The sequence below is a fragment of the Streptomyces sp. MAI_2237 genome (genome assembly GCF_054189285.1).
The window spans coordinates 569,570-594,125 of sequence record NZ_JAJPGQ010000001.1; the positions used below are offsets into that span (position 1 = coordinate 569,570).

Consider the following 24,556-nt stretch of genomic DNA (forward strand, 5'->3'; position numbering starts at 1 on the left):
TCTGTCTCAGGGTTCGTACGGCAGCTGCGGCACCTCGAAGCACGTACGGTTCATGTCCCCTTGCGCCACCCATCCCCTGCCGTCCTGCCAGCGGGCCACCGAGAGACAGGTTCTGCGGGTCTTCGGCGGCTTCGGCAGGGGTGCGAAGGAGACGGGCAGGAGGAGGCCGCCGGCGGTGTAGTCGCGGCTGCTGTTCACGAAGGCGTCGACGCACGCGCGCGTGATGCCCGTCCGCGCACAGGACTTGGCAGCGTCGGTGAACCACCTGGCGGCCGCCCAGCCTTCCAGCTGCCACTGGGAGTGCGTCTTCAGTCCTTCGGTGGCGTCCCGGAACTCCCGTACGGCCGCGTTGCCGGTGTCGTCGTAGTCGCGGCTGGAGCCGGTCGCCCACAGGGCGTTGCGGCAGCGCGGGGAGTCCTTGTAGTCCTCGGGGACGGTGGACGTCCAGTTCTGCACGTTGGTCACCTTGGCGACGACCTTCGCGCCGACCTCGTCCATCGCCTTGCACAGCTGGGCGTTGCCGTGGCCGTCGATGGCGTCGAAGACCAGGTCGGCGCCCTGCTGCTTCAGATCGGCCGCCGCGGCGCGGAAGTTGGGCAGCGCGAAGTCGACCTGCTCGGTGACCACTTTGTAGCCCTCGGCCTTCAGGCCGCGTTGCACGAGCCGGGCGTAGGCGGCGGAGGCGGCCTGGTTGTAGGACACGACCGCGGCCGTACGCGCGCCCTTGACCCGCTTGAAGTAGCGGTAGACCTCCGTGCCGCCGTACAGCTTGCCGCCCCAGCCGGGGGTGCCGTCGCGGGGCGCGGAGCTGCCGTAGATGCCGTACAGGTGCGGCCAGGTGTCGTAGGCGGCGCCGATGGGCTGGCCGCCGATGTCGGGCACGCGCGCGTGGGAGACGCGGGGGGCGCCCGCGTAGTCCAGGGCGGTGGTGGCGACGAGGGCGACGACCTTGTCCTCCTCGATCAGCTTGTGCACGCAGGTGTTGTCGCCGACGCCGCTGCCGCCGTCGTCGCACTCGTGCACCTCGACGCGGCGGCCGTCGATGCCGCCGTGCGCGTTGAGGCGGTCGAAGTAGGCCTTGGCGCCCTGGCCCGGGCCGGTGAAGGTGTCGCCGCCGACCGGGCTGGTGGCGCTGGCGACGATGCCGACGGGGATCGGCGCGCCGCCGCCCGGCGCCGGGGTGCGGGTGCCGTGCTCGAAGTCGCTCTCGGGCAGCCGGCTGCCGCAGGCGGCGACGACCAGCAGCAGCGCCGCGGCGGCCGCGCGCTCAGCAGCCCGGCGCCGGCGAGGCGGACGCATCGCCGCTCAGCTTGACCAGCGCGCACAGCGTGTTGACGGACACCTTCCAGGTGCCGCCCTGCTGGACGGCCGTGCCGGAGGCGTTCGGCAGGGCGGTGGCGCCGTTCAGGGTCAGCGCGTACGTCACGGTCGCCTGGTTCGGCGATGTGAACTCGATCTTCTGGACCTTCGCCTGGACCTGACCGCCGCGCTTGTCACCGCTGAAGGCTTTGAGCACCGGGGCCATCCTGGTGCCGTTCTCCAGGACCTTCTGCTTCTCGGCCAAGGAGGTCTTGGGGTCGAAGAACTTCTGCCAGTTGGCGCTGATCCGCTGCTTGGCCGCCGCCGGGTCGGCCGGCGCGGTGGCCAGCGCGCTCGTCGTCTTCTGCACGGACGGCGTGGGGGGCGGGCTGGAACTGCCGCCGCCGCTCTTGTCGCTGCACGCCGCGAGGACCGGGGCGAAGATGAGAACGAGGGCGGCCAGTGCCGCCGTACCCCGTCCCGCCGCCCGTGGGCCGTGCCCCCTCGCCGCGTTCCCCCGCCTGAGGTCACTCCCGAGAACCATCTGGCTCACCACCGGGTGTCCATCCGGGCAAGGTGCGCCCGGTGCTTTCAGGGTCAGCTTCCAGAAGGCATAGTGCAAGCCATTGGCTGACATGGACAGACACACGACGTGTGTGAACGGACGAGGAGCCAAAGATGCGGACAGCGCGACTGCGGACCGTGCACCCCGTGCTGTGGGCCGGCTGGGCCGCGCTGGCCGCGGGCGCGGTGCTGTGCGTCATCGGCTGGTACGGCGTCTCCGGCGAGCGCTACGCCGAACGGCAGCTCCCCTACCTGGCCTCCTGCACGATCCCCGGCGCCGCGCTGATCGTCGCCGGGGCGGTGCTGCTCACCCACGGGCGGGGCGCCCTCGCGGCCGCGCGCGTGGAGGAGCTCCACGGCCTCCTCGTCACCGAACCCGCCGACGCCGGCGCGTCCGGGCAGGCGGTCACCGCGCCCCTCGCGATCAGCGGGGACCTGCTGATGGTGCCGGGCGGCACGCTGTGGCACCGCGCGGACTGCCCCCTGGTCGCCGGGAAGGCGGAGGCGGTCCCGGTGGACGCCAAGGTCCTGGCCGGCGGCGAGCTGGGCCCGTGTCCCATCTGCGAGCCGTCCGAAGAAACCGACTGATGTCCTCCCTCACCTACGACCTCACGCTGGCCGGTCTGTCCGTCGGCAGCGCCGCCGCGCTCACCGGGATCGGCCTGATCGTGACGTACCGGGCGACCGGTGTGCTCAACTTCGCGCACGGGGCCATCGCCATGGTGTGCGCCTATGTGCTGCGGCAGTGCGTGGTGGAGTGGGGCTGGCCGCTGTGGCCTGCGGCGGCGCTGACGCTGGTCGTTCTGGCCCCCGCGATCGGCGTGGCGCTGGAGCGCTTCGTGTTCCGTCCGCTCGCCGTCCTGGGCGGCGACCCGGCGCAGACCCTCGTCGCGTCCATCGGGGTGTTCGTGCTGCTGGTCGGCGGGGCGGCGTTGCTGTGGGGGCAGGGGGCGCGGGACGACGCGCCGGAGCTGGTGTCCGCCGATCCGTGGGGGCAGCTGGCGGTCGTGCTGGTCCTGGCGGCGGGGGTCGGTGCGGTGATCCGCTGGACGCGGTTCGGGCGGGAGCTGCGGGCCGTCGTGGACGACCGGCGGCTGGCGGTGCTCGGCGGGATCGACGCGGACCGGGTGGCGGCGGCGGGATGGGCGTTCGGGGCCTTCACCGCGGGCCTGACGGGTGTGCTGCTCGCGCCGTACGTGCGTCTCGACCCGTACGGTCTGCCGCTGCTGGTCATGGAGGTCGTCGCGGTGGCGGTCGCGGCACGCATGCGCAGTCTGCCGGTCGCGGTACTGGTCGCGCTGGGCGTCGGGATCGCGCAGAGCCAGCTGACGCGGCTGCATCCCGCGGGCTGGGCCGGACCGTTGCTGCAGACGGTGGGCGCGAACCTGTTCGTGGTGGCGTTGCTGGTGGCGGCCCTGGCGCTGCCGCGCGTCGGCACCCGGGACGCGCTGCCGCGCACGGCCACCGCGCGCGTGCCGACGCCGCCGGGCGCGTGGATCGTCGCGGTCGTGCTGTTCCTGCTGCCGCTGGGCTTCGCGGGCTCGGACCTGCACACGTCGGTGCAGGTGCCGGCGCTGGGCGTGGTCCTGCTGTCCCTGGTGGTGGTCACCGGCCGGGGCGGCCAGATCTCCCTCGGCCAGGCCGCCTACGCGGGGCTGGGCGCCCTGTTCACCGCCCTGCTGGCGGCGGGCCGCTTCCCGGGGCTGCCCCGCCTGCCGGAACTGGCCGCGCTCGCCGTCGCGGTCGTCCTGGTCGCCCCCCTGGGCCTGCTGACCGGCTGGCCGGCGATCAGCCGCAGGGGCCTCGCCCTGGCGCTGGCGACCTTCGCGGTGGGCGTCGGGGTGAGCCGCTTCGTCTTCGCCCAGCCGTACGCCACCTCGGACCTGGGCCTGGGCCGCCCGGCCGGCTTCGACGGCGACCGCGCCTACTACGTCCTCGAACTCGTCCTGCTCCTCGCCGCGTTGCTGGCGACCCGGGCGCTGCGCCGAGGCCGTACGGGCCGTGCCCTGGCCGCCATGCGCGACCACGAGGCCGGGGCGTCGGCGGCGGGCGTGCCGGTCCCGTCCCTGAAACTCCTGGCGTTCGTCGCGGGCGCCGCGCTGGCCGCGCTCGGCGGCGGCATGCTCGGCATGGGCCTGCGCGCGTTCGACCCGGGCGCCTACGACCCCGTGCGCGGCCTGCTGTGGTTCGCCGCGGTGGTGGTCCTGGGCGCGGACAGCACCCTGGGCGCCCTGGCCGCGGCGGCCCTCCTGGTGGGCCTGGACGCGGGCACGCGGGGCGGCGTCGCGGCGGCCCTGATCGGCGTCCTGGCGGTCCTGATCGGCCGCTTCCCCGGAGGCCCGTACGAGGCATGGCGAACGGCGACGACACGTCTGCGCCCGCGCCGCGCGACGGAACTGACCGAGGCGGGCTCGCGCGCGCGGGCGAGGGCCCGGCGCGCAGCGCTCGCGACGCCCCTGCGGGGGATGCCGGCGGGCATGACCGCGATGCCGGCGCTCGGCGCTGGGCGGTGGGCCTCGGGTGAGCGTGCGACTGCGGGCACCGGGGGCGCCACGGCCGCCCCGGGTGCGGGGGAAGCGACGTCCCCGGCCGAGAAGTACCTCACGGCCTCGCCCGCCAAGCACCCTGCAACCCCGTCGGCGGAGAACCTCGCGCCCCGCCCCGACAAACACCCCGCGCCCTCACCCGCAGAAAACCTCGCTACCCCGCCCGACAAACACCCTCCAGCCCCGTCGGCGGAGAACCTCACGGCCCGCCCCGACAGACACCCCGCGTCCCCACCCGCAGAGAACCTCGCGACCCCGCCCGACAAACACCCCGCACCCCCACCCGCAGAAAACCTCGCGACCCCGCCCGACAAACACCCTCCAGCCCCGTCGGCGGAGAACCTCGCGCCCCGCCCCGACAAACACCCCGCGCCTCCACCCGCAGAAAACCTCGCGACCCCGGCCGGCGAAGAACCGGAGGCCCCCCACGCACGGCGCTCGGCCGGCGGCGAGGACCGGGCCGTGCAAGCGGCGCCCGTGCCCGGCGGCGCATCCGCCGTCACCGGCGCTGCGGGCGGAAGCGCCGCGGTGCGTCGGCGGCCGCGCGCCGCCCTTCTCGTGGCCCGCGGTCTCCAGGCCCGCTACGGGGGCTTCACCGCCCTCGACGGCGTCGGGCTGGAGGTGCGCCCGGGACAGGTCACCGCCGTCATCGGGCCCAACGGTGCCGGCAAGAGCACCCTCTTCCACTGTCTGGCCGGCACCCTGCGTCCCGCGCGCGGACAGGTGCTTCTCGCGGACCGGGACATCACGCGTCTGCCGGCACACACCCGCACCCGCCTCGGGATCGCCCGCACCTTCCAGCAGCTGGCCGTCTTCCCGTCCCTGACCGTGGCCGAGAACGTCCGCGTGGGCGCCGAACAGGGCCGATTCATCGACCCCGGCGCCGTGGACCGCGCCCTGCGCCTGTTCGACCTGGACGGCCCCCTGCGCACGCTCCCCGCCGCCGCCTTGCCCACGGGCACCCTCCGCCGCGTCGAACTGGCACGGGCCCTCGCCGGTGGCCCGCGCGTCCTGCTCCTCGACGAGCCCGCCGCCGGCCTCGACAGCGCCGAGGTCACCGCGATGACCCGCGTCCTGAAGGCCCTGGCAGCCGACGGCACCGCACTGCTGGTCGTCGAGCACGACCTCGACCTGGTCGCCGACCTCGCCGACGTCGTGCACGTCATGACCGCGGGCCGCATCGTCGCCTCCGGCCCGCCCGGCCGCGTCCTGGAGGAGGCCGTCCCGTGAACGCCGGCGTCTCGCTGCGCCACGCGCGCGTGCGCTACGGCCCCCTGGAGGCCCTGCACGGCGTCACCCTCGCCGCGCCCGGCCCCGGCCTCACCGTCCTGCTGGGGCGCAACGGTTCCGGCCGTACGACCGTCCTGCGCGCGCTGGCCGGAGCCGTGCCGCTGTCCGGCGGGGCGGTGGTGTGGGACGGCGCCGACGTGACCCGGATTCCCGCGTACGAGCGGGCCCGGCGGGGCCTGTGCCTGGTCCCCGAACGGCAGGCGGTCTTCGGCTCCCTCACCGTGCGCGAGAACCTCGAACTGGCGGCGCGGGACGTCGGCTTCGCCCTGGAGGCCTATCCCCCGCTGGAGAAGCTGCTGCCGCGCCGCGCCGGCACCCTCTCCGGCGGCGAGCAGCGCATGCTCGCCCTCTCCCGCGCCCTGCTGGCACGCGCGCGCGTGGTGCTCGTCGACGAACCCGCGCAGGGCATGTCCCCGCCGGTCGCCGCCCGTACGTACGAGCTGCTGGGCGGTCTCGACGCGTGCGTGGTCGTCGCCGAGCAGCGGCTGCCGCCGGCGCTGGAGGGCCGGGGCGCCGTGTTCGTGTACGAACTGCGGCGCGGTGCGGTGGTGTTCGGCGGGCAGGCGGGCGAGCTGGGCCGAGGGACACCGCGTGGGCCGTCGCGGGGGCGCCGGGACGTACCGGGATGACGCCGGTGCCCCGCCCGGTCGGACGACCGGACGGGGCACCGGGGCGTGACCGGGAGCGCCTCAGACGACGAGCCGCTGCCCGGGCAGGATCACGTCGGGGTCACCGCCGATGACGGCCTTGTTGGCGGCGTACAGGTGCTGCCAGGTGGTCCCGTGCCGGGCGGCGATCTTGCTCAGGGTGTCGCCCTCGCGGACGGTGTAGTTCCCTCGGGAGGAACTGCGGTTGGTGTGGCCCGTCGAACGCGTCGGCGCCTTCTTCGACGGGGCCGCCTTGGTGGACTTGGTGGTCTCGGCGGACTTCGTCGTCACCGAGCCGGAGGAGGCGGGGGCGCTTCCGGACGCGCCCGCCCGTGCCGAACAGACCGGCCAGGCGCCCCAGCCCTGGGCGTGCTGCACCTTGGTGGCCACGGCGATCTGGGCTTCCCTGGAGGCCTGGTCGGCCGTGGAGGCGTAGGCGGACCCGCCGTACGCACGCCAGGTGCCGGCGGAGAACTGGAGCCCGCCGTAGTAGCCGTTGCCGGTGTTGATGTGCCAGTTGCCGCCGCTCTCGCACTGGGCGATGCGGTCCCAGACTCCGCCGTCGGCCGCGGCTGCGTTGCCGGACGCGGCCAGCAGTCCCAGCGGGACGGCGAGCAGTGCGGCCCCGGCGAGGGCCGCCGTCGTACGCGTCTTGCGACCGTTGTGGCGGTTGGTATCGGCACACTCGGACATGTAATTCCCTCTCCCGACACCCGGGGTCCCCCAGGACGGGGCGCGCTCGCGGCACTTGGGCCGGTCGCCGCGCTCCGCCCCGTCCGTCTGCTCGCGCCGGCCTTGCTTGGCCGGCCGGCGCGACCGGCGGACGTTCCCGAGCGGTGCTCGTTGCACACGGCCGAGGAATCTAAAGAGCCTGTCGAGGCGTCAGCAACCAACTCCTCGTCATTCCAGGCCAGTTCGCTGTTACCGCCGGTATCAGCGAATTCCGGTCACCCACTTCATTCCCTGATTTCAGGATTTGTCGACCAGCGACTCCTTTGATCTGTGACTCACTTCACGCAACCAACTCCCTTGCGGTTCCGAGCATTTGACCATGAGTGACCAATTCCGCACGAGTGGTGACCATGCGCGTCGGATGGATTGATTCCCTTCGCCCTGGGGCGTGACTCTCGCCACAGATCGTCCGTTGTCTTCTTCATGAGCCCGGGACCCGCCCGGTTCACCACTTCCCGAGGGGAGCCACCCGTGCCGCGCATGCTCGATGTCAGCGACGAGGTACGCGCCGAGATCGGCGACGAAGAGGCCGACCGGCTGCTCGCCGGCGAGAACGCCCCCGGCGGTTACGACTGCACGTCCTGCCGCACTCCGGGCGACTCCGAACAGGAGCGCACCAGCACCGTCCTGTTCATCGGCGACGAGACCGCGGTCCTCGCCTTCGCCCACGCCACCTGCCTGCCCTCGCAGGTCGTCCAGGTCACCGAGGAGCAGCTCCGGGGCGCCGTGCGGTCCATCTCCGGCGACACCGTCGACCTGAACCCCGAAAAGGTCACCCCCGAGCAGGCCGTGCTCGGCGTGACCAGCGGACTCGTGCTGATCGCCGGGGAGTTGCACCCGGCGCTGGTGGTCGAGCCGACGGGGCCGATCGTTCGCCCGGGCGCCACGGGGCTCGGGGACGACTTCCTGCCGCTGCTGATCGAGCAGGGCTTCATGCCGCTGACGCAGATCACCGAGGTGCCCCCGGTGCTGCACGGCTGGTCGGTACTGCTCGCCGTGGGCCAGCTGCACGCCGTACTCCAGCCGAACGCCAACGGCGGGCAGCCGGTGGCCTGGTGGCAGGCGCACCAGCCGCTGCAGGTCACGGAGAGCTGGCGGGCCGCCGCGAACAAGCACCAGCAGGTGCTGATGTTCGCCGCGCCGGTGGGGTCGATCGGCCGTCAGCCGCGCGAGGACCTGCTGCGGGACGCGCTGGACAAGGCGGCGGCGAACGGGAAGCTGGTCGCCGCGGCCATGCCGCTCGCGGGCACCTGAGGGCGCCCGCCGGGGGAAACCGCATCCCAAGTGGCCCGAGGTCGTTTGGACATACGTGCACTCCTACGACGTTCCTCGCCGCTCGTCCTACCAGCCGATCCCGTCCTCGCGGTCGTCGGCCCCGGACTTCCCGGGCGGCCCTTCGGCCACCCCGATCTACGACGCGCTCTACGCGGAGTACGTCAAGTCCTTCCGCACACTGCCGGGTGACCGCAGCGGCGAGGAGGATCTGGGCTTCACCGCCTTCGGGAACATCCCGCACAGCTCCGAGGGGTACACCGCGCACCGGCCGGGGTCGTTCAGCAGCTCGTACGGCGCGTACAGCGCGGGGGCCCACAGTGCCCGGCAGCAGTCGCAGTGGCAGCGTGTCGGGCACATCGGCCAGCAGGGCGGCACGGGAATGCATCATGTGCCCGCGGCCCTGCCACCAGGGCCGTCGAGAAGCAGTTGAGGAACGCCAAGAAGGGCGGCCCCGGTCGGGGCCGCCCTTCTTGTTTGCCGGTCGGCGCTACTTCTTCTTGTTGCCGCGCTTCTCGCGCACCCGCACCGAGATATGGATCGGCGTTCCCTCGAAGCCGAACTCCTCGCGCAGCCGGCGCTCGATGAAGCGCCGGTAGCCCGCCTCGATGAAGCCGGAGGCGAAGAGCACGAACCGCGGCGGCTTGGTGCCGGCCTGGGTGCCGAAGAGGATGCGGGGCTGCTTGCCGCCGCGGATCGGGTGCGGGTGGGCGGCGACCAGCTCGCCGAGGAAGGCGTTGAGGCGGCCCGTCGGGACCCGGGTCTCCCAGCCCGCGAGGGCCGTCTCGATCGCCGGGACCAGCTTCTCCATGTGCCGCCCGGTGCGCGCCGAGACGTTCACCCGGGGCGCCCACGCGACCTGGCCGAACTCGGTCTCGATCTCCCGCTCCAGGTAGTAGCGGCGCTCCTCGTCGAGGGTGTCCCACTTGTTGTAGGCGATGACCAGCGCGCGGCCCGCCTCGACGGCCATGGTCACGATCCGCTGGTCCTGCACCGAGATGGACTCGGAGGCGTCGATCAGGATGACCGCCACCTCGGCCTTCTCGACGGCGGCCGCGGTGCGCAGGGAGGCGTAGTAGTCGGCGCCCTGCTGCAGGTGGACACGCTTGCGGATGCCCGCGGTGTCGACGAACTTCCAGGTGACACCGCCGAGTTCGATCAGCTCGTCGACCGGGTCGCGGGTGGTGCCCGCGACCTCGTTGACGACGACGCGCTCCTCGCCCGCCACCTTGTTCAGCAGGGAGGACTTGCCGACGTTCGGGCGGCCGATGAGCGCGATGCGGCGCGGTCCGCCGACCCCCGTGCCGCCGAAGGTCTGCTCGGGCGCCTCCGGCAGCGCCTCCAGGACGGCGTCCAGCATGTCGCCGGTGCCGCGGCCGTGCAGCGCCGAGACGGGGTGCGGCTCGCCGAGGCCGAGGGACCACAGGTAGGAGGCGTCCGCCTCACCGCTGGGCCCGTCGACCTTGTTGGCGCACAGCACCACGGGCTTGCCGGCCTTGCGCAGCAGCCGTACGACCGCCTCGTCGGTGTCGGTCGCGCCGACCTTGGCGTCGACGACGAAGACGACGGCGTCGGCGGCCTCGATGGCGTACTCGGCCTGGGCGGCCACGGAGGCGTCGATGCCGAGGACGTCCTGCTCCCAGCCGCCGGTGTCGACGACCTTGAAGCGGCGGCCCGCCCACTCGGCCTCGTAGGTGACGCGGTCGCGGGTGACGCCCGGCTTGTCCTCGACGACGGCCTCACGACGGCCGATGATGCGGTTGACCAGGGTCGACTTGCCGACGTTCGGCCGGCCGACGACGGCGAGCACCGGCAGCGGGCCGTGACCGGCCGCCTCGATGGCCCCCTCGACGTCCTCGATGTCGAAGCCCTCTTCCGCGGCGAGCTCCATGAACTCCGCGTACTCGGCGTCGCCAAGCTCTCCGTGGTCGTGCTCTTCGGCAGAGCCCTCGGAGTGGATGTGGTCGTTCATGAAGTCCGTACCTCGTTCATCGTGGTGATCGGTGGACCGCCCGGTTGTCGCCGTTTTGATCCACTACTCAGTGTCGCCTAGCGCCCGGTGAGGCGCCTGGCGTTTTCCAGGTGACTGCTCAGCTGCTTCTGGATGCGTTCGGTCGCCTCGTCGAGCGCCTTGCGGGTACGCCGTCCGGAGCCGTCGCCCGCCTCGAAGGGCTCGCCGAAGACGACGTCGATACGGCTGCGCAGCGGAGGCAGCCCCTTTATCAACCGTCCGCCGCGCCCGGAACTTCCCAGCACCGCCACCGGCACCACCGGGGCGCCGCTGCGGACGGCGAAGTAGGCGAGCCCGGCACGCAGGGAGGCGAAGTCGCCCTCGCCCCGGGTGCCCTCCGGGAAGATGCCGAGGACCCCGCCGGCCGAGAGCACGTCCAGCGCCTGTGTGATCGCCCCGCGGTCGGCGACCGAGCGGTCGACCTTCAGCTGGCCGATCCCGGTCAGGAAGGGGTCCAGCGGGCCGACGAACGCTTCCTTCTTGATCAGGAAGTGCGTCGGCCGCGGCGCCACGCCCATGACCATCGGGCCGTCGATGTTGTGCGAGTGGTTGACGGCGAAGATCGCCGGGCCGGTGGCGGGCACCTTCCAGGCGCCCAGCACGCGCGGCCTCCACAGCCCGTACATCAGGCCGACGCCGATGCGCCGGCCGACCTCGGCGCCGCGCTCGGAGGCGACGGGGACGGTGGTCACTTCCCGGCCCGCTTCTCCTCGACAAGGGTGACGACGCACTCGATGACCTGCTGGAGGGTGAGCTCGGTGGTGTCGACCTCGACCGCGTCGTCCGCCTTGGCCAGCGGCGAGGTCTTGCGGGAGGAGTCGGCGCTGTCCCGCTTGATCAGGGCCTCGCGGGTGGCGTGCACGTCGGCGCCCTTGAGCTCGCCGCTGCGGCGGGCCGCGCGGGCCTCCGGGGAGGCGGTGAGGAAGATCTTCAGGTCGGCGTCCGGCAGCACGGTCGTACCGATGTCCCGGCCCTCGACGACGATGCCGTCCTCGGCGGCGGCGGCCACCGAGCGCTGCAGCTCGGTGATCCGGGCGCGCACCTCGGGCACCGCGCTGACCGCGCTGACCTGGGAGGTGATCTCCTGGGTGCGGATCGGGCCGGCCACGTCGGTGCCGTCGACCGTGATCGTCGGGTGGGCCGGGTCGGTGCCGGAGACGATCTCCGGCTTGCCCGCCACGGCGGCGATCGCGGAGGGGTCGTCGATGTCGATCCCGTTGGTGACCATCCACCAGGTGATCGCCCGGTACTGGGCGCCGGTGTCCAGGTAGCTCAGGCCCAGCTGCGCGGCGACGGCCTTCGACGTGCTCGACTTGCCCGTGCCGGAGGGACCGTCGATGGCGACGATCACGGGCTTGGCGGCGCCGTTTTCCACGGGGGGACACCTTCCTGGTGCGTGTGGCGGGTGGTGTGCGGGCGCGAGCGCGCCCCGCACAAGGTTACTGGCTTCCGGGGTCCCCTCTTACAGGCGGATCATCGGGAAGATCACTGCCGGATGGCCCAGCCCCGCTCCCGCAGCGCCGCGGTGAGCACCGGCGCCGCCTGGGGCTCCACCATCAGCTGCACCAGACCGGCCTGCTGCCCGGTCGCGTGCTCGATGCGTACGTCCTCGATGTTGACGCCGGCCCGTCCGGCGTCGGCGAAGATGCGGGCGAGCTGGCCGGGCTGGTCGTCGATGAGCACCGCCACGACCTCGTAGGCGCGCGGGGCCGAGCCGTGCTTGCCGGGGACCCGGACCTGTCCGGCGTTCCCGCGCCGCAGGATGTCCTCGATGCCGGAGGTGCCCTCGTGCCGCTTGTCGTCGTCGGAGGACTGCAGGGCACGCAGCGCCCGCACCGTCTCGTCCAGGTCGGCGGCGACGTCCGAGAGGAGGTCGGCGACCGGCCCGGGGTTGGCGGAGAGGATGTCGATCCACATGCCGGGGTCGGAGGCGGCGATCCGGGTCACGTCCCGGATGCCCTGTCCGCACAGCCGTACGGCGGCCTCCTCGGCGTTCTGCAGGCGCGCGGCGACCATGCTGGAGACCAGGTGGGGCATGTGCGAGACGAGCGCCACGGCCCGGTCGTGGGCGTCGGCGTCCATGACCACCGGCACGGCGCGGCAGTGCGAGACCAGTTCCAGGGCGAGGTTGAGCACCTCGGTGTCGGTGTCCCGGGTGGGTGTGAGCACCCAGGGGCGGCCCTCGAAGAGGTCGCCGGTGGCGGCGAGCGGGCCGGACTTCTCGCGGCCGGACATGGGGTGCGTGCCGATGTAGGACGCCAGGTCCAGGCCCAGCGCCTCCAGTTCCCGGCGCGGGCCGCCCTTGACGCTGGCCACGTCGATGTAGCCGCGGGCCACACCGCGGCGCATGGCGTCGGCGAGCACCGTCGCCACGTGCGCGGGCGGGGCGGCGACGATCGCGAGGTCGACCGGCCCGTCGGGGGCCTCGTCGGTGCCGGCGCCGAGCGCGGCGGCGGTGCGGGCCTGCTCGGGGTCGTGGTCGGTGAGGTGGACGACGACGCCCCGCTGGGACAGGGCGATCGCGGCGGACGTGCCGATGAGGCCGGTGCCGATGACGAGTGCGGTTCTCACTGGGCGATGTCCTTGCGCAGGGCGGCCGCGGCACCGAGGTAGACGTGGTTGACCTCGTTGCGGGGCTTGTCGGTCTCGATGTGCGCGAGGATGCGGACGACGCGGGGCATGGCGCCCGCGATGTCGAGTTCCTGGGCGCAGATCAGGGGGACGTCGACGATGCCGAGCTTGCGCGCCGCGGCGGCCGGGAAGTCGCTGTGCAGGTCGGGCGTGGCCGTGAACCAGATGCTGATCAGGTCGTCGGCGGTCAGGCCGTTGCGCTCCAGGACGGCCGTGAGCAGGGCGCCGACCTGCTCGTCCATGTGTCCGGCCTCGTCCCGTTCCAGTTGGACGGCTCCCCGGACCGCTCGTACCGCCACGGCGCTGCTCCTTGCTCGGGTATCGGCTCTACGACCCTCCAGCCTAGTCAGCCCACGTGCTGGGGGTGCGCGCCGACCGCCCGCTGAGACGGTCCGGCGATCCATGGCGATGTCACCCGATTGTCTCCGTTCCGCCACTTCGGGGGTGAACACCCCGTGCGCCTCTTTACGCCGCCCCGCCGGTCCGCTCTGATGACAGGGAACTCGCCTCGGGGGAGGCCCGTCATGAAGCGTCCTGGACCACTGCTGACCTTGCTCGCGGGGCTGCTGCTCGCGGTCTTCATCCTCACGCTCGACTCGACGACGGGCACGAGGAGCGCCTCGTCCACGTACGAGAGGCCGTCGTCCGCGAAGCCGTCGTCCGTGAAGCCGTCGCAGTCGGCGGCCGCGACGAGCCCGTCGCCGGCCCCGAAGCGGTCCGCCGCGCCGGCCGGCGTCTACACGGGCCGTACCGACGACGACTCCTCCGCCGTCGCCGTCTCGCTGCGCGGCGGCAAGGCGATCGCGTACTTCTGCGACGGCCGCAACATCGAGTCGTGGCTCAAGGGCGACGTACGAGGTGCCGGCGCCATGCGGCTGACCGGCGCGAACGGCGCACGCCTGAACGGCGCCCTGAAGGGCGGCGGGAAGCTGACCGGCACGGCCGACGTCGGCGGCGGGCACTACGCCTTCACCCTCGACCGGGCGAAGAAGCCGTCCGGGATCTACCGGGCGAACAGCCAGGTGGCCGGAGCCAGGATCGTCGGCGGCTGGATCGTCCTGCCGGGCGGCAGGCAGGTCGGAATCGTCACCCGAGACGGGAAGCCCGCGGCCGCGCCCGCCATCGATCCGGAGACCGGCGCGGTGACGGTCGACGGACAGCGCCTCACGGCCCGGCCCGTCACGCCCTGATCCCCGCCCCTCCTGCCCAGGGAGCCGACATGACCGTCGACCCGAACGCCGCCACCCAGAGCTTCCCGCCGGAGCCGGCCCGCCCCGCCCCGGGGCCGGCCCGCTATCTCGTCCCGGCCCTGGTCGCGGGCGCGGTGGCGGTCGCCCTCGGGGTGTACGGCAGGACCCACGACCCGAGCGGCATCGCCTTCAACCTCGCCGGGTTCAGCAGCACGGGCGCGGTGAAGTCCTGGCTGGCCTCGACCGCGTTCTTCTTCGCGCTCGTCCAGCTGGTCAGCGCCCTCATGGTCTACGGCCGGCTGCCGGGGCCACGCTGGGCGGCCGCCCTGCACCGCTGGTCGGGCCGGATCGCGTTCCTGGTGGCGGTCCCGGTCGCCGTGCACTGCCTCTACGCGCTGGGCTACCAGACGTACTCGACACGCGTGATGTGGCACTCCGCCCTCGGTTGCTTCTTCTTCGGTGCCTTCAGTGCCAAGATGCTGCTGCTGCGCTCGGAGCGGCTGCCCGCCGCGCTCCTGCCGCTCGTCGGCGGCCTGGTCCTCACCGCCCTCACCCTCATCTGGCTGACGTCCGCCTTCTGGTTCTTCCGCACGTTCGGAGTGACGACATGACCCACCGCTCGACTCGGCGCACGGTGATCCTGGCGACGGGCGCGGCGGCGCTCGCCGCGGGCTGCAGCACGTACGGCGACGGCAACGGCTCCGGGTCGTCGTCGGCGAAGGCCTCCGCGGGCCAGGAGCTGGCGAAGACCTCCGACATCCCGGTCGGCGGCGGGAAGATCTTCGACGAGCAGAAGGTCGTGGTCACCCAGCCGAAGAAGGACGAGTTCAAGGCGTTCTCGGCGATCTGCACCCATCTGGGCTGCACGGTGGGCTCGGTGGCGGACGGCACGATCAACTGCCCCTGCCACGGCAGCAAGTACCGCATCGCCGACGGCTCGGTGGCCGGCGGTCCCGCGCCCAAGCCGCTGCCCGCCGAGCAGATCGAGGTGAAGGGAAATTCGATCCGGCTGGCGTGAGGCGCCGCGTACGCTCCCGTCCATGCACCCCGAGACCCTGGTCCGCGACCACACGATCTACGCCTGCGTGATGGGCTCGCGCGCCTTCGGTCTGGCGACGGACGGCAGCGACACCGACCGCCGGGGCGTGTTCCTCGCCCCCACTCCCCTGTTCTGGCGCTTCGAGAAACCGCCGACGCACGTCGAGGGGCCCGGGGAGGAGCAGTTCGGCTGGGAGCTGGAGCGCTTCTGCGAGCTCGCGCTGCGCGCCAACCCGAACATCCTGGAGTGCCTGCACTCCCCGCTCGTCGAGTACGCCGACGACACCGGCCGTGAACTCCTCGCCCTGCGCGGGGCGTTCCTCTCCCGCCGGGCCCACGACACGTTCGCCCGCTACGCGCTCGGCCAGCGCAAGAAGCTGGAGGCGGACGTCCGCGTCCACGGCGCCCCGCGCTGGAAGCACGCCATGCACCTGCTGCGCCTGCTGACGAGCTCCCGCGACCTGCTGCGCACGGGCGTCCTCACGATCGACGTCGGCGAGCTGCGCGAGCCCCTGCTGGCCGTCAAGCGCGGCGAGGTCCCCTGGCCCGAGGTGGAGTCGTGGATGGGCCGCCTGGCGGACGAGGCGGAGGCGGAGGCCCACCGCAGCCCGCTGCCCGAGGAGCCGGACCGGCGGCGGGTGGAGGACTTCCTCGTCCGCGTCCGCCGCGCCTCAGCCCTCCAGCCGGACCCGTACGACGAAGTCGTGCAGGGCGTCGTACACGGTCGGGGCGTCGGGTAGCGACGAAGCCAGCTGCGCCTCGTCCAGGACGGCGTGCAGCCGCTCCACGTCGGCCCGCACGCGTGCGTGGTCGACATCGGCGTCCCCGCGCTCCTGCCGCGCCTTCGCCTCGATCAGCTCCGGCAGATAGGCGGGGGCGTCCACCTCGCCGAGCAGGGTGGGCAGATGGGCCTGCACCTCGCCACTGCGCATCAGGTGCACGCCCGTCAGCAGTACCCGGAACGTGTAGAGCAGCGGCTTGAGTTCGCCGGTCTTCTCGAACAGCCGCCACTGCGTGTTCGCGAACCCCCGGTAGTGGTGGGCGTGATGCCCGGTGAGCACGCCCGGCGCGAGCGCGGCCAGCTCCCGGTGCGCGTCGGTGGTGTGCACGACCAGGGGCGACAGCAGCTGCTCCAGCACATAGCCGTTGCGCTTGAGCATCAGCCGGACGAACTTGCGCAGGTCGTGGGTGACGAGGTCCATCTCGACGCCGTCCCGGTCCCACATCCGCGACCGGGTCTCCGCCGGCTCCCGCAGCCCCAGCAGGGCGGCCGTGGGCAGCAGGTGCACGCCGCGCAGGTCCACGTCCGAGTCACGGGAGGGGAAGCCGTACAGGTGCGCACCGGAGACGGTGGCGAACAGCACGGGGTCGGGCTGCTCGGCCACCACCGGCGTCAGGTCGATGTCCAGGGTGTCGATCACCGCTCAAGCGTCCCAGAGGGCGCCCAGGGTCATCAGGTCGCCCCGGTACTCGATGCGGTCCACCCACTCCGTCGGCCAGGCGTCGGCGCCCAGGTACGCGCCGGCGAAGGCGCCGGTGAGGCAGGCGATGGAGTCCGAGTCGCCGGAGGTGCAGGCGGCCCGCCGGATCGCGGTGACGGGCTCGTCGACGAACATCAGGAAGCACAACAGGCCGGTGGCGAGGGCCTCTTCGGCGATCCAGCCGGCGCCGGTGGCCAGGCACGGGTCGGTCTCCGGCGAGACCGTGCGCACGGCGTCCCGGAGGCGGCCGAGGACCTCCAGGCACTCGTCCCAGCCGCGCGCGATGAAGTGCTCGGGGCTCGGGTCCTGGCTGCGCTTCCACAGGTCACCGAGCCAGCGCTCGTGGTAGCGGCCGCGGTTCTCCACGGCGTACGACCGCAGCTGTCCGACGAGTCCGGTGGGCTCGGCGCCCTGGGCGAGCAGGCGCACGGCCCGGGCGGTGAGGTCGGAGGCGGCGAGCGCCGTGGGGTGCCCGTGGGTCAGGGCCGACTGCAACTGGGCGGCCCCGGCGCGCTGTTCGTCGCTCAGGTTGGGTACGAGTCCGATCGGCGCGACGCGCATGTTGGCGCCGCAGCCCTTCGATCCGATCTGGCTGGCGTCCTGCCAGGCGCGGTTCTCGTCCTCGAGCAGGTCGCAGGCCCGCAGGCAGGTGTTGCCGGGCGCTCGGTTGTTCTCCGGCGACCGGTACCAGTCGACGAACTCCTCGCGCAGCGGCCGCTCCAGCAGCTTGGGCGCGAGCACTCCGCGGTCCATGGCCGTCCGCAGTGCCCGGCCGAGCGCCAGTGTCATCTGGGTGTCGTCGGTGACGATCGCGGGCTTCGGCAGCGGCATCTGCCGCCACGGCCCGCACTTGGCGAGGATCGCCGGGACGTCGTTGAACTCAGTGGGGAAACCGAGCGCGTCCCCGAGGGCGAGACCGGTCAGCGCCCCGGTGGCGGCGCGCTTGTCGACGAGGGGTGCGGTCATGCGGGGCGTCCTTCCCGGGACGGTCGGAGGAGGGGCGGAACGAGGCTGGTGGCCGGTCCCGCGCGGTAGAGGGCGGCTGGTTTGCCGCGCCCTCCGGTCAGGCGCGCGGCGCCCGGGACGGGTTCGACGAAGCCGGGCGTCGCGAGCACCTTGCGGCGGAAGTTGGGCCGGTCGAGTTCGGTGCCCCAGACCGTCTCGTAGACCTGCCGCAGCTCGCCGAGGGTGAACTCGGGCGGGCAGAAGGCGGTGGCGAGGCAGGTGTACTCGAGCTGGGCGCCGACACGGTCGCGGGCGTCGGCGAGGATGCGCTCGTGGTCGAAGGCGAGCGGCAGTGCCGTGTCGCACTCCACCCATCGCGCGTCCGCCGCGTCACTGCCGCCGTGCGGCTCCGGTGCGTCGGGCAGCAGTGCCGTGAACGCGACGGACACGACCCGCATCCGGGGGTCACGGCCGGGCTCGCTGTAGGTGCGCAGCTGCTCCAGGTGCAGTCCGGTGACGTCCGACAGGCCCGTCTCCTCGGCGAGTTCGCGCCGGGCGGCCGTCTCGGCGGACTCGTCCGGCTCGACGAAACCGCCGGGCAGCGCCCAGTGGCCGGCGTACGGGTCCTGTCCGCGCTCGACGAGCAGGACGTGCAGGGCGCCGTCGCGGACGGTCAGGACGGCCAGGTCGACGGTGACGGCGAAGGGTTCGTAGGCGTACTTGTCGTACTCCATGCCCCCACCCCCTTAATAGTCACTTGGACTATAAACACGGGGGCCGTGCTTTCACAAGCCCTCCCGGGGTAACCGGCACGCCATGGGCGAGATCCTGGTGGGCACGTGTTCGTGGACGGACCGCGCGCTGGTGGGCAGCGGCTGGTATCCGGCGGGACGCAAGGACCCGGAGGGGCGGCTGCGGTACTACGCCGAGCGGTTCCCGGTCGTCGAGGTCGACTCGACGTACTACGGGCTGCCGAGCACCCGCAACAGTCGACTGTGGGCCGAACGGACCCCGGACGGCTTCGTGTTCGACGTGAAGGCCTTCTCGCTGCTCACCGGGCACCCGACCCGCGACTCGGCCCTGCCGGACGGCATTCCGGCCAGACCGCACGACCCGAAGGTGCTCGACGAGGTGTGGGCGCGCTTCACCGACGGGATCGAGCCGCTGCGGCAGGCCGGGCGGCTGGGAAGTGTGCTGTTCCAGTTGCCGCCGTGGTTCCGGCCCGGCCGGCGCGCGGGGCAGTTCCTCGAGGAGTGCGCCGAGCGGACCGCGAGCTGGCCGCTCGCCGTGGAGTTCCGGCATCCCGACTGGTGGCGCCCGGAGTGGGCGGAGGCGACCTGCGCCCTGCTCGGCCGGTACGGCATGGCGGCGGTGGCCGTCGACATGAACCGGACGCTGCCGTCGTCCATCGCGCCGGTCACCCCGGTGACCTCGCCCCGGCTGTCGGTCGTCCGGTTCCACGGACGCAGTACCGCCTGGGGGTCGGGCAGCAAGGAGGACCGCTTCCGGCACGACTACGGCGAGGCCGAACTCACCGAGTGGCTACCGCGGTTACGCGACCTCGCCGCCCGAGTCGACCGGCTCCACGTCCTGTTCAACAACTGCTGCGGCGCCGCGGCCGTCCGGGCCGCCGAGCTGATGCGGCGCCTGCTCGACGGCGGCTGACCGGCCGCCCCCGGACCGGCCCGCGGAGGCACACAGACGAATCGGCCGGCCCGGACACGTCCGAACCGGCCGAAGCCCCGCGGGCAGGATCAGAGATCGACTTCCTTCAGCAGCATGCCGACCTCGGTGTTCGACAGCCGGCGCAGCCAGCCCGACTTCTGGTCGCCCAGGGTGATCGGCCCGAAGGACGTGCGCACCAGCTTCTCGACCGGGAAGCCGGCCTCGGCGAGCATGCGGCGCACGATGTGCTTGCGGCCCTCGTGCAGGGTCACCTCGACCAGGTAGTTCTTGCCGGTCTGCTCCACGACCCGGAAGTGGTCCGCGCGGGCGTAGCCGTCCTCCAGCTGGATGCCGTCCTTGAGCTTCTTGCCCAGGTCGCGCGGGATCGGGCCGACGATGGCGGCGAGATAGGTCTTCTTCACGCCGTACTTGGGGTGGGTCAGCCGGTGCGCCAGCTCGCCGTGGTTGGTGAGCAGGATGACGCCCTCGGTCTCGGTGTCGAGCCGGCCCACGTGGAACAGCCGGGTCTCCCGGTTGGTGACGTAGTCCCCGAGGCACTGCCGGCCCTCCGGGTCCTCCATCGTGGAGACGACACCGGCGGGCTTGTTCAGCGAGAAGAACTGGTACGACTGCGTCGCGACCGTCAGGCCGTCGACCTTGACCTCGTCCTTCTCGGGGTCGACGCGCTTGCCCTGCTCCAGGACGATCTCGCCGTTGACCTCGACCCGCGCCTGCTCGATCAGCTCCTCGCAGGCCCGCCGGGAGCCGTAGCCCGCGCGCGCGAGGACCTTCTGCAGCCGCTCGCCCTCCTGCTCGGCGCCCGGGAAGGTCTTGGGCAGCTTGACGTCCTTCTTGTCCGCGTACCGATCCCGGTTGCGCTCCTCGGTCCGCGCCTCGTACTCACGGGACCGCGCGGGAGCCGTCCGGCCGCCGCGCTGCTGTCCCTGCTTGGGGCCGCCCTTGGCGCCGCCGCGGGCCGCGGGGCCGCGACCCGACTTCGGCCCGTCATGGGTGGCGCCGGGACCGACGTCGTAGCGCCGCTCCTCCGGGCGCGGCTTCTTCGGCCGGCCGGCCCCCTGCTTGTCGTCACGGGAGTTGCCGGCGCCGCGGTGGTTACCGCGGCCACCGCCGCTCCCGCCGCGGCCGCCGCTGTTGCCACCACGGCTCCCGCCGTTGTTTCCGCTGCTGTTCCTGCCGCTGCTGCTTCGCATCAAAGTTCCGTCTTGTCGTCTGCGTCGGAATCCGGAGCGTCCGGATCGAACGACGGCACGCCTTCCTGGGTCTCGGCCTCGATCGCCTCCGCCTCCGGGAGGAAGGGCGCGAGCTCCGGGAGCTCGTCCAGACCACGCAGGCCCATCCGCTCCAGGAAATAGTTCGTCGTCCTGTACAGGATCGCACCTGTTTCGGGTTCCGTGCCCGCCTCCTCGACCAGACCCCGCTGCAACAGGGTGCGCATGACCCCGTCGCAGTTGACCCCGCGTACGGCCGAGACGCGGCTGCGGCTCACCGGCTGGCGGTAGGCGACGACCGCCAGGGTCTCCAGGGCCGCCTGCGTCAGGCGTGCCGTCTGGCCGTCCAGGACGAGGCGCTCGACGGCCGCCGCGTACTCGGGGCGGGTGTAGAAGCGCCAGCCGCCCGCGACGAACCGCAGCTCGAAGCCGCGGCCCTGCACGGTGTAGTCGTCGGCCAGCTCCCGCAGGGCGCTCGCGATCTGCCGCCTGGGCCGCTCCAGGATCTTCGCCAGGTGCTCCTCCGTCGCGGGCTCGTCCACGACCATCAGGACGGCCTCCAGGGCGGGCTTGAGGTCGAGGTCGGCGACGGAGCGCGGCCCGGCCGCGCGTTCGGTGGTGTCCTCGCTCACGCCTTGTCCTCCTTGGGCGGCTCGGGCGGTCGGTCGAACTCGTCGGTCACCATCGGCCGGACCTCCCCCTCGCCGCCGGTCCACCGCACGAGCAGCTCCCCCAGGGCCGCCTCCTGCTCCAGGGCCACGGCCTTCTCCCGGTACAGCTCCAGCAGCGCCAGGAAGCGCGCCACGACCGTCAGTGTGTCGTCGGTGTCCGCGACGAGGTCCCGGAAACTGGCCTCGCCGAGCTCCCGCAGCCGCGCCACCACGATCCCGGCCTGCTCCTGCACGCTGACCAGCGGCGCGTGGATGTGGTCGACGTACACCTGCGGCTTGGGCCTGGGCTGCATCGCCTTGACCGCGAGTCTGGCGAAACCTTCCGCTCCGATGCTGATGACGACCTCGGGCAGCAGCTCGGCGTGCTGCGGTTCGAGGCCGACGGTCCGGGGGTAGCGCCGGGCCTCGTCGTCCAGCCGGGCACTGAAGATGTCGGCGATCTGCTTGTACGCCCGGTACTGCAGCAGCCGCGCGAACAGCAGGTCCCGCGCCTCCAGCAGCGCCAGGTCTGCCTCGTCCTCCACCTCGGCGGACGGCAGCAGACGGGCGGCCTTGAGATCGAGCAGGGTGGCGGCGACGACGAGGAACTCGGTCGTCTGGTCCAGGTCCCAGTCCGGCCCCATGGCCCGGATGTGCGCCATGAACTCGTCGGTGACCTTGGACAGCGCGACCTCGGTGACGTCCAGCTTGTGCTTGGAGATCAGCTGGAGCAGCAGGTCGAAGGGACCCTCGAAGTTGGAGAGCCGCACCTTGAAGACACCGTCACCGGGCTCCTGGGCCGCTGCGACCTCAGCGGGCGCGGCCGACTCGGCGGAGGCGCGAGGCCCCTCGGAAACGGCCTCGGGCACCCTCCCCGGCTCGGGCTCGGGTCCCGGCTCCGACGCCGACTCGGGCTCGGGTCCCGGCTCCGACGCCGGCTCGGGCGATGGCTCAGGTTCGGGTTCCGGCTCGACGGCCGCCGGCTCGACGACGGTCGGTGCGGCGACAGGCGGCTCCGCGACGGCGGACTGCCCCGTGACGGCGGGCGCCCCCGTGACGGCCGGTGCCCCCGTGACGGCCGGTGCCCCCGTGACGGCCGGTGCCCCCGTGACGGCCGGTGCCCCCGTGACGGCCGGTGCCTCGCTCGGCGGTTCCGCCACGGCCGGCTCCACGACGGCCGGTGCACCGGTGGCAGGCGTGGCCCCCGGTCCCCGCCCCAGCGCACGCCGACGGCCGGCGCCTGCGCCGGGGCTGGGAACGTCGTTCGAGGTCATGGCCCCCGCAGGCTACCGCCTACCGCCCGCGCAGCCGGCGTACCAGAATGCTCGCGTCCCCTCGGGACTCCAGATCGGCCAGCACCACGGCGACCGCCTCGCGGACGATCCGCCCGCGGTCGACCGCCAGCCCGTGCTCGCCGCGCAGGACGAGACGGGCGTGCTCCAGGTCCATGAGCTCCTCGGCGGAGACGTACACGGTGATCTTCTCGTCGTGCCGCTCCCGGCCGCTGGGGCGCCGGTTGGCCGCTCGTCCGCGCTTGCGGGACTGTGCGGCCGCCGCCGGCGTGGCAGAACCTTCCTGCGCCGTCTGCCGCCGCGTGGGACGGCTGCGGGACTCGCCCGCGTCGATCGGCTGCTCCGACTCCGCCGCCACGTGCTCGGCGCCCTCGCCGTCACCGCCCTGCGCTGGCACCGACTGCGGCGCGTCCTCGGACGTCACCGCCGCCGGGTCGCTCTCGCCGGCGGGCGCGGGCACCCGTGCCTCGCCGTTGGCCCCACGCCGCGGCGTGGACGGCTGGAGCGCCATTCCCCCTGTCGTACGGAAGAGTTCGTCGGCCCCCGGCAGACTCACTCGGCGTGACACCGGGCGAGCACCTCCCTGGCGAGCTGGCGGTAGGCGGCGGCGCCGACGGAGTTGGAGGCGTACGTGGTGATCGGCTCACCGGCGACCGTGGTCTCCGGGAAGCGGACCGTGCGCCCGATGACCGTGTGGTAGACGTGGTCGTCGAACGCCTCGACGACCCGCGCGAGCACCTCACGGCTGTGCACGGTGCGCGAGTCGTACATCGTGGCGAGGATCCCGTCGAGCTCCAGCTCGGGGTTGAGCCGCTCCTGGACCTTTTCGATGGTCTCCGTCAGCAGCGCGACACCACGCAGGGCGAAGAACTCGCACTCCAGAGGCACTATCACCTTGTGCGCGGCCGTCAGCGCGTTCACCGTCAGCAGACCCAGCGAGGGCTGACAGTCGATCACGATGTAGTCGTAGTCGGCCATCAGCGGCTTCAGCGCACGCTGCAGCGTCGACTCGCGCGCGACCTCGGAGACCAGCTGGACCTCGGCCGCCGACAGGTCGATGTTGCTCGGGAGCAGGTCCATGTTCGGGACCGCGGTCTTCAGGAGCACCTCGTCGGCCGCCATGCCCCGCTCCATGAGCAGGTTGTAGACGGTGAGGTCGAGCTCCATCGGGTTGACACCGAGACCCACCGACAGCGCGCCCTGCGGGTCGAAGTCCACGAGCAGCACGCGGCGTCCGTACTCCGCGAGCGCGGCACCCAGGTTGATGGTCGACGTCGTCTTGCCGACGCCGCCCTTCTGGTTGCACATCGCGATGATCTTCGCGGGGCCGTGGTCGGTCAGCGGCCCCGGGATCGGGAAGTACGGCAGCGGGCGCCCGGTCGGGCCGACGCGCTCACGGCGCTGCCGGGCAGCGTCGGGCGCGAGCGTGGCCGCGTACTCGGGATCGGGCTCGTACTCGGCGTCCGGGTCGTAGAAGTGCCCGTCGGGCAGTTCGTCGTAGTCGGCGAAGTGGTTGTGGGGCGCGCCACTTCCGTCGCCGGCCATGGCGTTCACGTGATGGCCATCCATGCTCTGGTGTGCAGTCCCGGCAAGCTGCGGGCCGGGGCTCTGGTGGGCTGCGAAGGTGCGCACAGCAACGGAGCCGACAGCCTCGAACCCCGCGGGGCCCTGGCCCCGTACAGGCGTTCCTGGTTGACCACCCCCGGGAGAAAATGTCGACTCATTCACAAGTCGTCTTACCTCCTTGGTGACCAGGAAACTTCTAGACAGGTCAGCGTGGCATCATGCCGACGGTTGGCGACTCTATGGCGTGTCGGGTGTTCGCAGCAACACAATCCGCCGGACCCGGCTCGATGTGTCGACAATGAAACATCCCACTGTCAAGGGCGTACGGCCGTCGCACGGCAGGTTTCACCGGTGTGCGAATGGACCGAAGAGTTACGTTCGAGGCGAGTTGACCGAGAGTCGCAAAGTGACCATACACACATCCGGCCGGACCTTGTGGGGCAAGGTCCGGCCGTGTGCGCAGGGTTGACGCGTCTTGTTGACGTATCGCCTTTACGAAAAGGTGACT

26 protein-coding genes are annotated in these 24,556 nt (G+C 72.6%); 10 read left to right on the forward strand and 16 right to left on the reverse strand.

Annotation, left to right across the window (positions count from 1 at the left end):
- Positions 1–6 precede the first annotated feature (6 nt).
- Together LN251_RS02655 and LN251_RS02660 are read right to left on the reverse strand one after the other, a co-directional pair.
- Positions 7–1,299, reverse strand: a complete 1,293-nt coding sequence (locus LN251_RS02655; RefSeq protein WP_458242906.1) for an ABC transporter substrate-binding protein — start codon at positions 1,297–1,299, stop codon at positions 7–9.
- Positions 1,268–1,843 (reverse strand): hypothetical protein, encoded by a 576-nt coding sequence (locus LN251_RS02660; protein ID WP_458242907.1) that lies wholly within the window; start codon positions 1,841–1,843, stop codon positions 1,268–1,270. The genes LN251_RS02655 and LN251_RS02660 overlap by 32 nt, the downstream gene beginning before the upstream one ends.
- A gap of 134 nt (positions 1,844–1,977) precedes the next feature.
- Between LN251_RS02660 and LN251_RS02665 the strand changes: the two genes are divergently transcribed.
- From LN251_RS02665 to LN251_RS02675, 3 genes are read left to right on the forward strand one after another with little or no spacing between them, the layout of a single operon-like run.
- Positions 1,978–2,451: a hypothetical protein gene (locus LN251_RS02665; RefSeq protein WP_458242908.1), complete on the forward strand. Its 474-nt coding sequence runs from the start codon at positions 1,978–1,980 to the stop codon at positions 2,449–2,451.
- Positions 2,451–5,639: an ABC transporter permease subunit gene (locus LN251_RS02670; protein ID WP_458242909.1), complete on the forward strand. Its 3,189-nt coding sequence runs from the start codon at positions 2,451–2,453 to the stop codon at positions 5,637–5,639. Before LN251_RS02665 ends, LN251_RS02670 begins: the two co-directional genes overlap by 1 nt.
- Complete coding sequence (locus tag LN251_RS02675; RefSeq protein ID WP_458242910.1) at positions 5,636–6,328, forward strand: ATP-binding cassette domain-containing protein; 693 nt, start codon at positions 5,636–5,638, stop codon at positions 6,326–6,328. The genes LN251_RS02670 and LN251_RS02675 overlap by 4 nt, the downstream gene beginning before the upstream one ends.
- Positions 6,329–6,388: 60 nt before the next feature.
- On the opposite strand, the gene LN251_RS02680 is transcribed toward LN251_RS02675, so the two are convergent.
- Positions 6,389–7,039, reverse strand: coding sequence for a LysM peptidoglycan-binding domain-containing protein (locus LN251_RS02680; RefSeq protein WP_458242911.1), 651 nt, complete (start codon positions 7,037–7,039; stop codon positions 6,389–6,391).
- 510 nt (positions 7,040–7,549) lie between these two features.
- Between LN251_RS02680 and LN251_RS02685 the strand changes: the two genes are divergently transcribed.
- Entirely contained in the window at positions 7,550–8,332 is a 783-nt protein-coding gene (locus LN251_RS02685; RefSeq protein WP_458242912.1) for a hypothetical protein, read from the forward strand.
- 55 nt (positions 8,333–8,387) lie between these two features.
- A complete protein-coding gene (locus LN251_RS02690) occupies positions 8,388–8,783 on the forward strand; it encodes a hypothetical protein (protein WP_458242913.1) in 396 nt (131 codons plus the stop codon).
- 57 nt (positions 8,784–8,840) lie between these two features.
- Here LN251_RS02690 and der read toward each other — a convergent pair whose 3' ends face one another.
- The 5 genes from der to aroH form a co-directional block, all read right to left on the reverse strand.
- A complete protein-coding gene (der, locus tag LN251_RS02695) occupies positions 8,841–10,322 on the reverse strand; it encodes a ribosome biogenesis GTPase Der (protein WP_458242914.1) in 1,482 nt (493 codons plus the stop codon).
- 77 nt (positions 10,323–10,399) lie between these two features.
- Positions 10,400–11,053 carry a lysophospholipid acyltransferase family protein gene (locus LN251_RS02700; protein ID WP_058926213.1) on the reverse strand — a complete coding sequence of 218 codons (654 nt, stop codon included), beginning with the start codon at positions 11,051–11,053 and terminating at the stop codon, positions 10,400–10,402.
- Positions 11,050–11,736, reverse strand: coding sequence for a (d)CMP kinase (cmk, locus tag LN251_RS02705; RefSeq protein WP_458242915.1), 687 nt, complete (start codon positions 11,734–11,736; stop codon positions 11,050–11,052). The genes LN251_RS02700 and cmk overlap by 4 nt, the downstream gene beginning before the upstream one ends.
- Positions 11,737–11,846: 110 nt before the next feature.
- Entirely contained in the window at positions 11,847–12,932 is a 1,086-nt protein-coding gene (locus tag LN251_RS02710; RefSeq protein WP_403960122.1) for a prephenate dehydrogenase, read from the reverse strand.
- On the reverse strand, positions 12,929–13,291 hold the full coding sequence (aroH, locus tag LN251_RS02715; RefSeq protein ID WP_458242916.1) for a chorismate mutase: 363 nt from the start codon (positions 13,289–13,291) through the stop codon (positions 12,929–12,931). The genes LN251_RS02710 and aroH overlap by 4 nt, the downstream gene beginning before the upstream one ends.
- A gap of 225 nt (positions 13,292–13,516) precedes the next feature.
- Between aroH and LN251_RS02720 the strand changes: the two genes are divergently transcribed.
- From LN251_RS02720 to LN251_RS02735, 4 genes are read left to right on the forward strand one after another with little or no spacing between them, the layout of a single operon-like run.
- Entirely contained in the window at positions 13,517–14,182 is a 666-nt protein-coding gene (locus LN251_RS02720) for a hypothetical protein (RefSeq protein WP_458242917.1), read from the forward strand.
- Between the two features lie 29 nt (positions 14,183–14,211).
- Entirely contained in the window at positions 14,212–14,793 is a 582-nt protein-coding gene (locus LN251_RS02725; protein WP_458242918.1) for a DUF6529 family protein, read from the forward strand.
- On the forward strand, positions 14,790–15,200 hold the full coding sequence (locus LN251_RS02730) for a Rieske (2Fe-2S) protein (RefSeq protein ID WP_458242919.1): 411 nt from the start codon (positions 14,790–14,792) through the stop codon (positions 15,198–15,200). Before LN251_RS02725 ends, LN251_RS02730 begins: the two co-directional genes overlap by 4 nt.
- Positions 15,201–15,222: 22 nt before the next feature.
- Positions 15,223–15,960, forward strand: a complete 738-nt coding sequence (locus LN251_RS02735) for a nucleotidyltransferase domain-containing protein (protein ID WP_458242920.1) — start codon at positions 15,223–15,225, stop codon at positions 15,958–15,960.
- On the opposite strand, the gene LN251_RS02740 is transcribed toward LN251_RS02735, so the two are convergent.
- Genes LN251_RS02740 through LN251_RS02750 form a run of 3 tightly spaced genes read right to left on the reverse strand, consistent with a single transcriptional unit; the run spans position 15,892 to position 18,380 of the window.
- Entirely contained in the window at positions 15,892–16,641 is a 750-nt protein-coding gene (locus LN251_RS02740) for a nucleotidyltransferase domain-containing protein (protein WP_458242921.1), read from the reverse strand. The genes LN251_RS02735 and LN251_RS02740 overlap by 69 nt on opposite strands.
- 3 nt (positions 16,642–16,644) lie before the next feature.
- The gene (locus tag LN251_RS02745; RefSeq protein ID WP_458242922.1) at positions 16,645–17,667 is read right to left on the reverse strand and encodes an ADP-ribosylglycohydrolase family protein; all 1,023 of its coding nucleotides are present in this window, start codon (positions 17,665–17,667) and stop codon (positions 16,645–16,647) included.
- On the reverse strand, positions 17,664–18,380 hold the full coding sequence (locus LN251_RS02750; protein ID WP_458242923.1) for an NUDIX hydrolase: 717 nt from the start codon (positions 18,378–18,380) through the stop codon (positions 17,664–17,666). The genes LN251_RS02745 and LN251_RS02750 overlap by 4 nt, the downstream gene beginning before the upstream one ends.
- An 82-nt stretch (positions 18,381–18,462) precedes the next feature.
- On the opposite strand from LN251_RS02750, the gene LN251_RS02755 reads away from it, so the two are divergent.
- Complete coding sequence (locus tag LN251_RS02755) at positions 18,463–19,311, forward strand: DUF72 domain-containing protein (RefSeq protein WP_458242924.1); 849 nt, start codon at positions 18,463–18,465, stop codon at positions 19,309–19,311.
- 89 nt (positions 19,312–19,400) lie between these two features.
- Here LN251_RS02755 and LN251_RS02760 read toward each other — a convergent pair whose 3' ends face one another.
- Genes LN251_RS02760 through LN251_RS02780 form a run of 5 tightly spaced genes read right to left on the reverse strand, consistent with a single transcriptional unit; the run spans position 19,401 to position 24,210 of the window.
- Positions 19,401–20,522, reverse strand: a complete 1,122-nt coding sequence (locus LN251_RS02760; protein ID WP_458242925.1) for a pseudouridine synthase — start codon at positions 20,520–20,522, stop codon at positions 19,401–19,403.
- Positions 20,522–21,172: an SMC-Scp complex subunit ScpB gene (gene scpB, locus LN251_RS02765; RefSeq protein ID WP_058926200.1), complete on the reverse strand. Its 651-nt coding sequence runs from the start codon at positions 21,170–21,172 to the stop codon at positions 20,522–20,524. The genes LN251_RS02760 and scpB overlap by 1 nt, the downstream gene beginning before the upstream one ends.
- Positions 21,169–22,464, reverse strand: a complete 1,296-nt coding sequence (locus tag LN251_RS02770) for a segregation/condensation protein A (RefSeq protein ID WP_458242926.1) — start codon at positions 22,462–22,464, stop codon at positions 21,169–21,171. Before LN251_RS02770 ends, scpB begins: the two co-directional genes overlap by 4 nt.
- A gap of 19 nt (positions 22,465–22,483) precedes the next feature.
- A complete protein-coding gene (locus LN251_RS02775; protein WP_403960099.1) occupies positions 22,484–23,050 on the reverse strand; it encodes a hypothetical protein in 567 nt (188 codons plus the stop codon).
- Positions 23,035–24,210, reverse strand: coding sequence for a ParA family protein (locus LN251_RS02780; RefSeq protein WP_458242927.1), 1,176 nt, complete (start codon positions 24,208–24,210; stop codon positions 23,035–23,037). The genes LN251_RS02775 and LN251_RS02780 overlap by 16 nt, the downstream gene beginning before the upstream one ends.
- Between the last annotated feature and the right edge of the window lie 346 nt (positions 24,211–24,556).

Bases quoted from the DNA above. Each gene is read 5' to 3' on its own strand.
- LN251_RS02655 (WP_458242906.1), bottom strand. From the start codon at position 1,299: ATGCGTCCGCCTCGCCGGCGCCGGGCTGCTGAGCGCGCGGCCGCCGCG.
- LN251_RS02660 (WP_458242907.1), bottom strand. From the start codon at position 1,843: ATGGTTCTCGGGAGTGACCTCAGGCGGGGGAACGCGGCGAGGGGGCAC.
- LN251_RS02665 (WP_458242908.1), top strand. From the start codon at position 1,978: ATGCGGACAGCGCGACTGCGGACCGTGCACCCCGTGCTGTGGGCCGGC.
- LN251_RS02670 (WP_458242909.1), top strand. From the start codon at position 2,451: ATGTCCTCCCTCACCTACGACCTCACGCTGGCCGGTCTGTCCGTCGGC.
- LN251_RS02680 (WP_458242911.1), bottom strand. From the start codon at position 7,039: ATGTCCGAGTGTGCCGATACCAACCGCCACAACGGTCGCAAGACGCGT.
- der (WP_458242914.1), bottom strand. From the start codon at position 10,322: ATGAACGACCACATCCACTCCGAGGGCTCTGCCGAAGAGCACGACCAC.
- LN251_RS02720 (WP_458242917.1), top strand. From the start codon at position 13,517: ATGAAGCGTCCTGGACCACTGCTGACCTTGCTCGCGGGGCTGCTGCTC.
- LN251_RS02725 (WP_458242918.1), top strand. From the start codon at position 14,212: ATGACCGTCGACCCGAACGCCGCCACCCAGAGCTTCCCGCCGGAGCCG.
- LN251_RS02730 (WP_458242919.1), top strand. From the start codon at position 14,790: ATGACCCACCGCTCGACTCGGCGCACGGTGATCCTGGCGACGGGCGCG.
- LN251_RS02735 (WP_458242920.1), top strand. From the start codon at position 15,223: ATGCACCCCGAGACCCTGGTCCGCGACCACACGATCTACGCCTGCGTG.
- LN251_RS02745 (WP_458242922.1), bottom strand. From the start codon at position 17,667: ATGACCGCACCCCTCGTCGACAAGCGCGCCGCCACCGGGGCGCTGACC.
- LN251_RS02750 (WP_458242923.1), bottom strand. From the start codon at position 18,380: ATGGAGTACGACAAGTACGCCTACGAACCCTTCGCCGTCACCGTCGAC.
- LN251_RS02755 (WP_458242924.1), top strand. From the start codon at position 18,463: ATGGGCGAGATCCTGGTGGGCACGTGTTCGTGGACGGACCGCGCGCTG.
- LN251_RS02760 (WP_458242925.1), bottom strand. From the start codon at position 20,522: ATGCGAAGCAGCAGCGGCAGGAACAGCAGCGGAAACAACGGCGGGAGC.
- LN251_RS02770 (WP_458242926.1), bottom strand. From the start codon at position 22,464: ATGACCTCGAACGACGTTCCCAGCCCCGGCGCAGGCGCCGGCCGTCGG.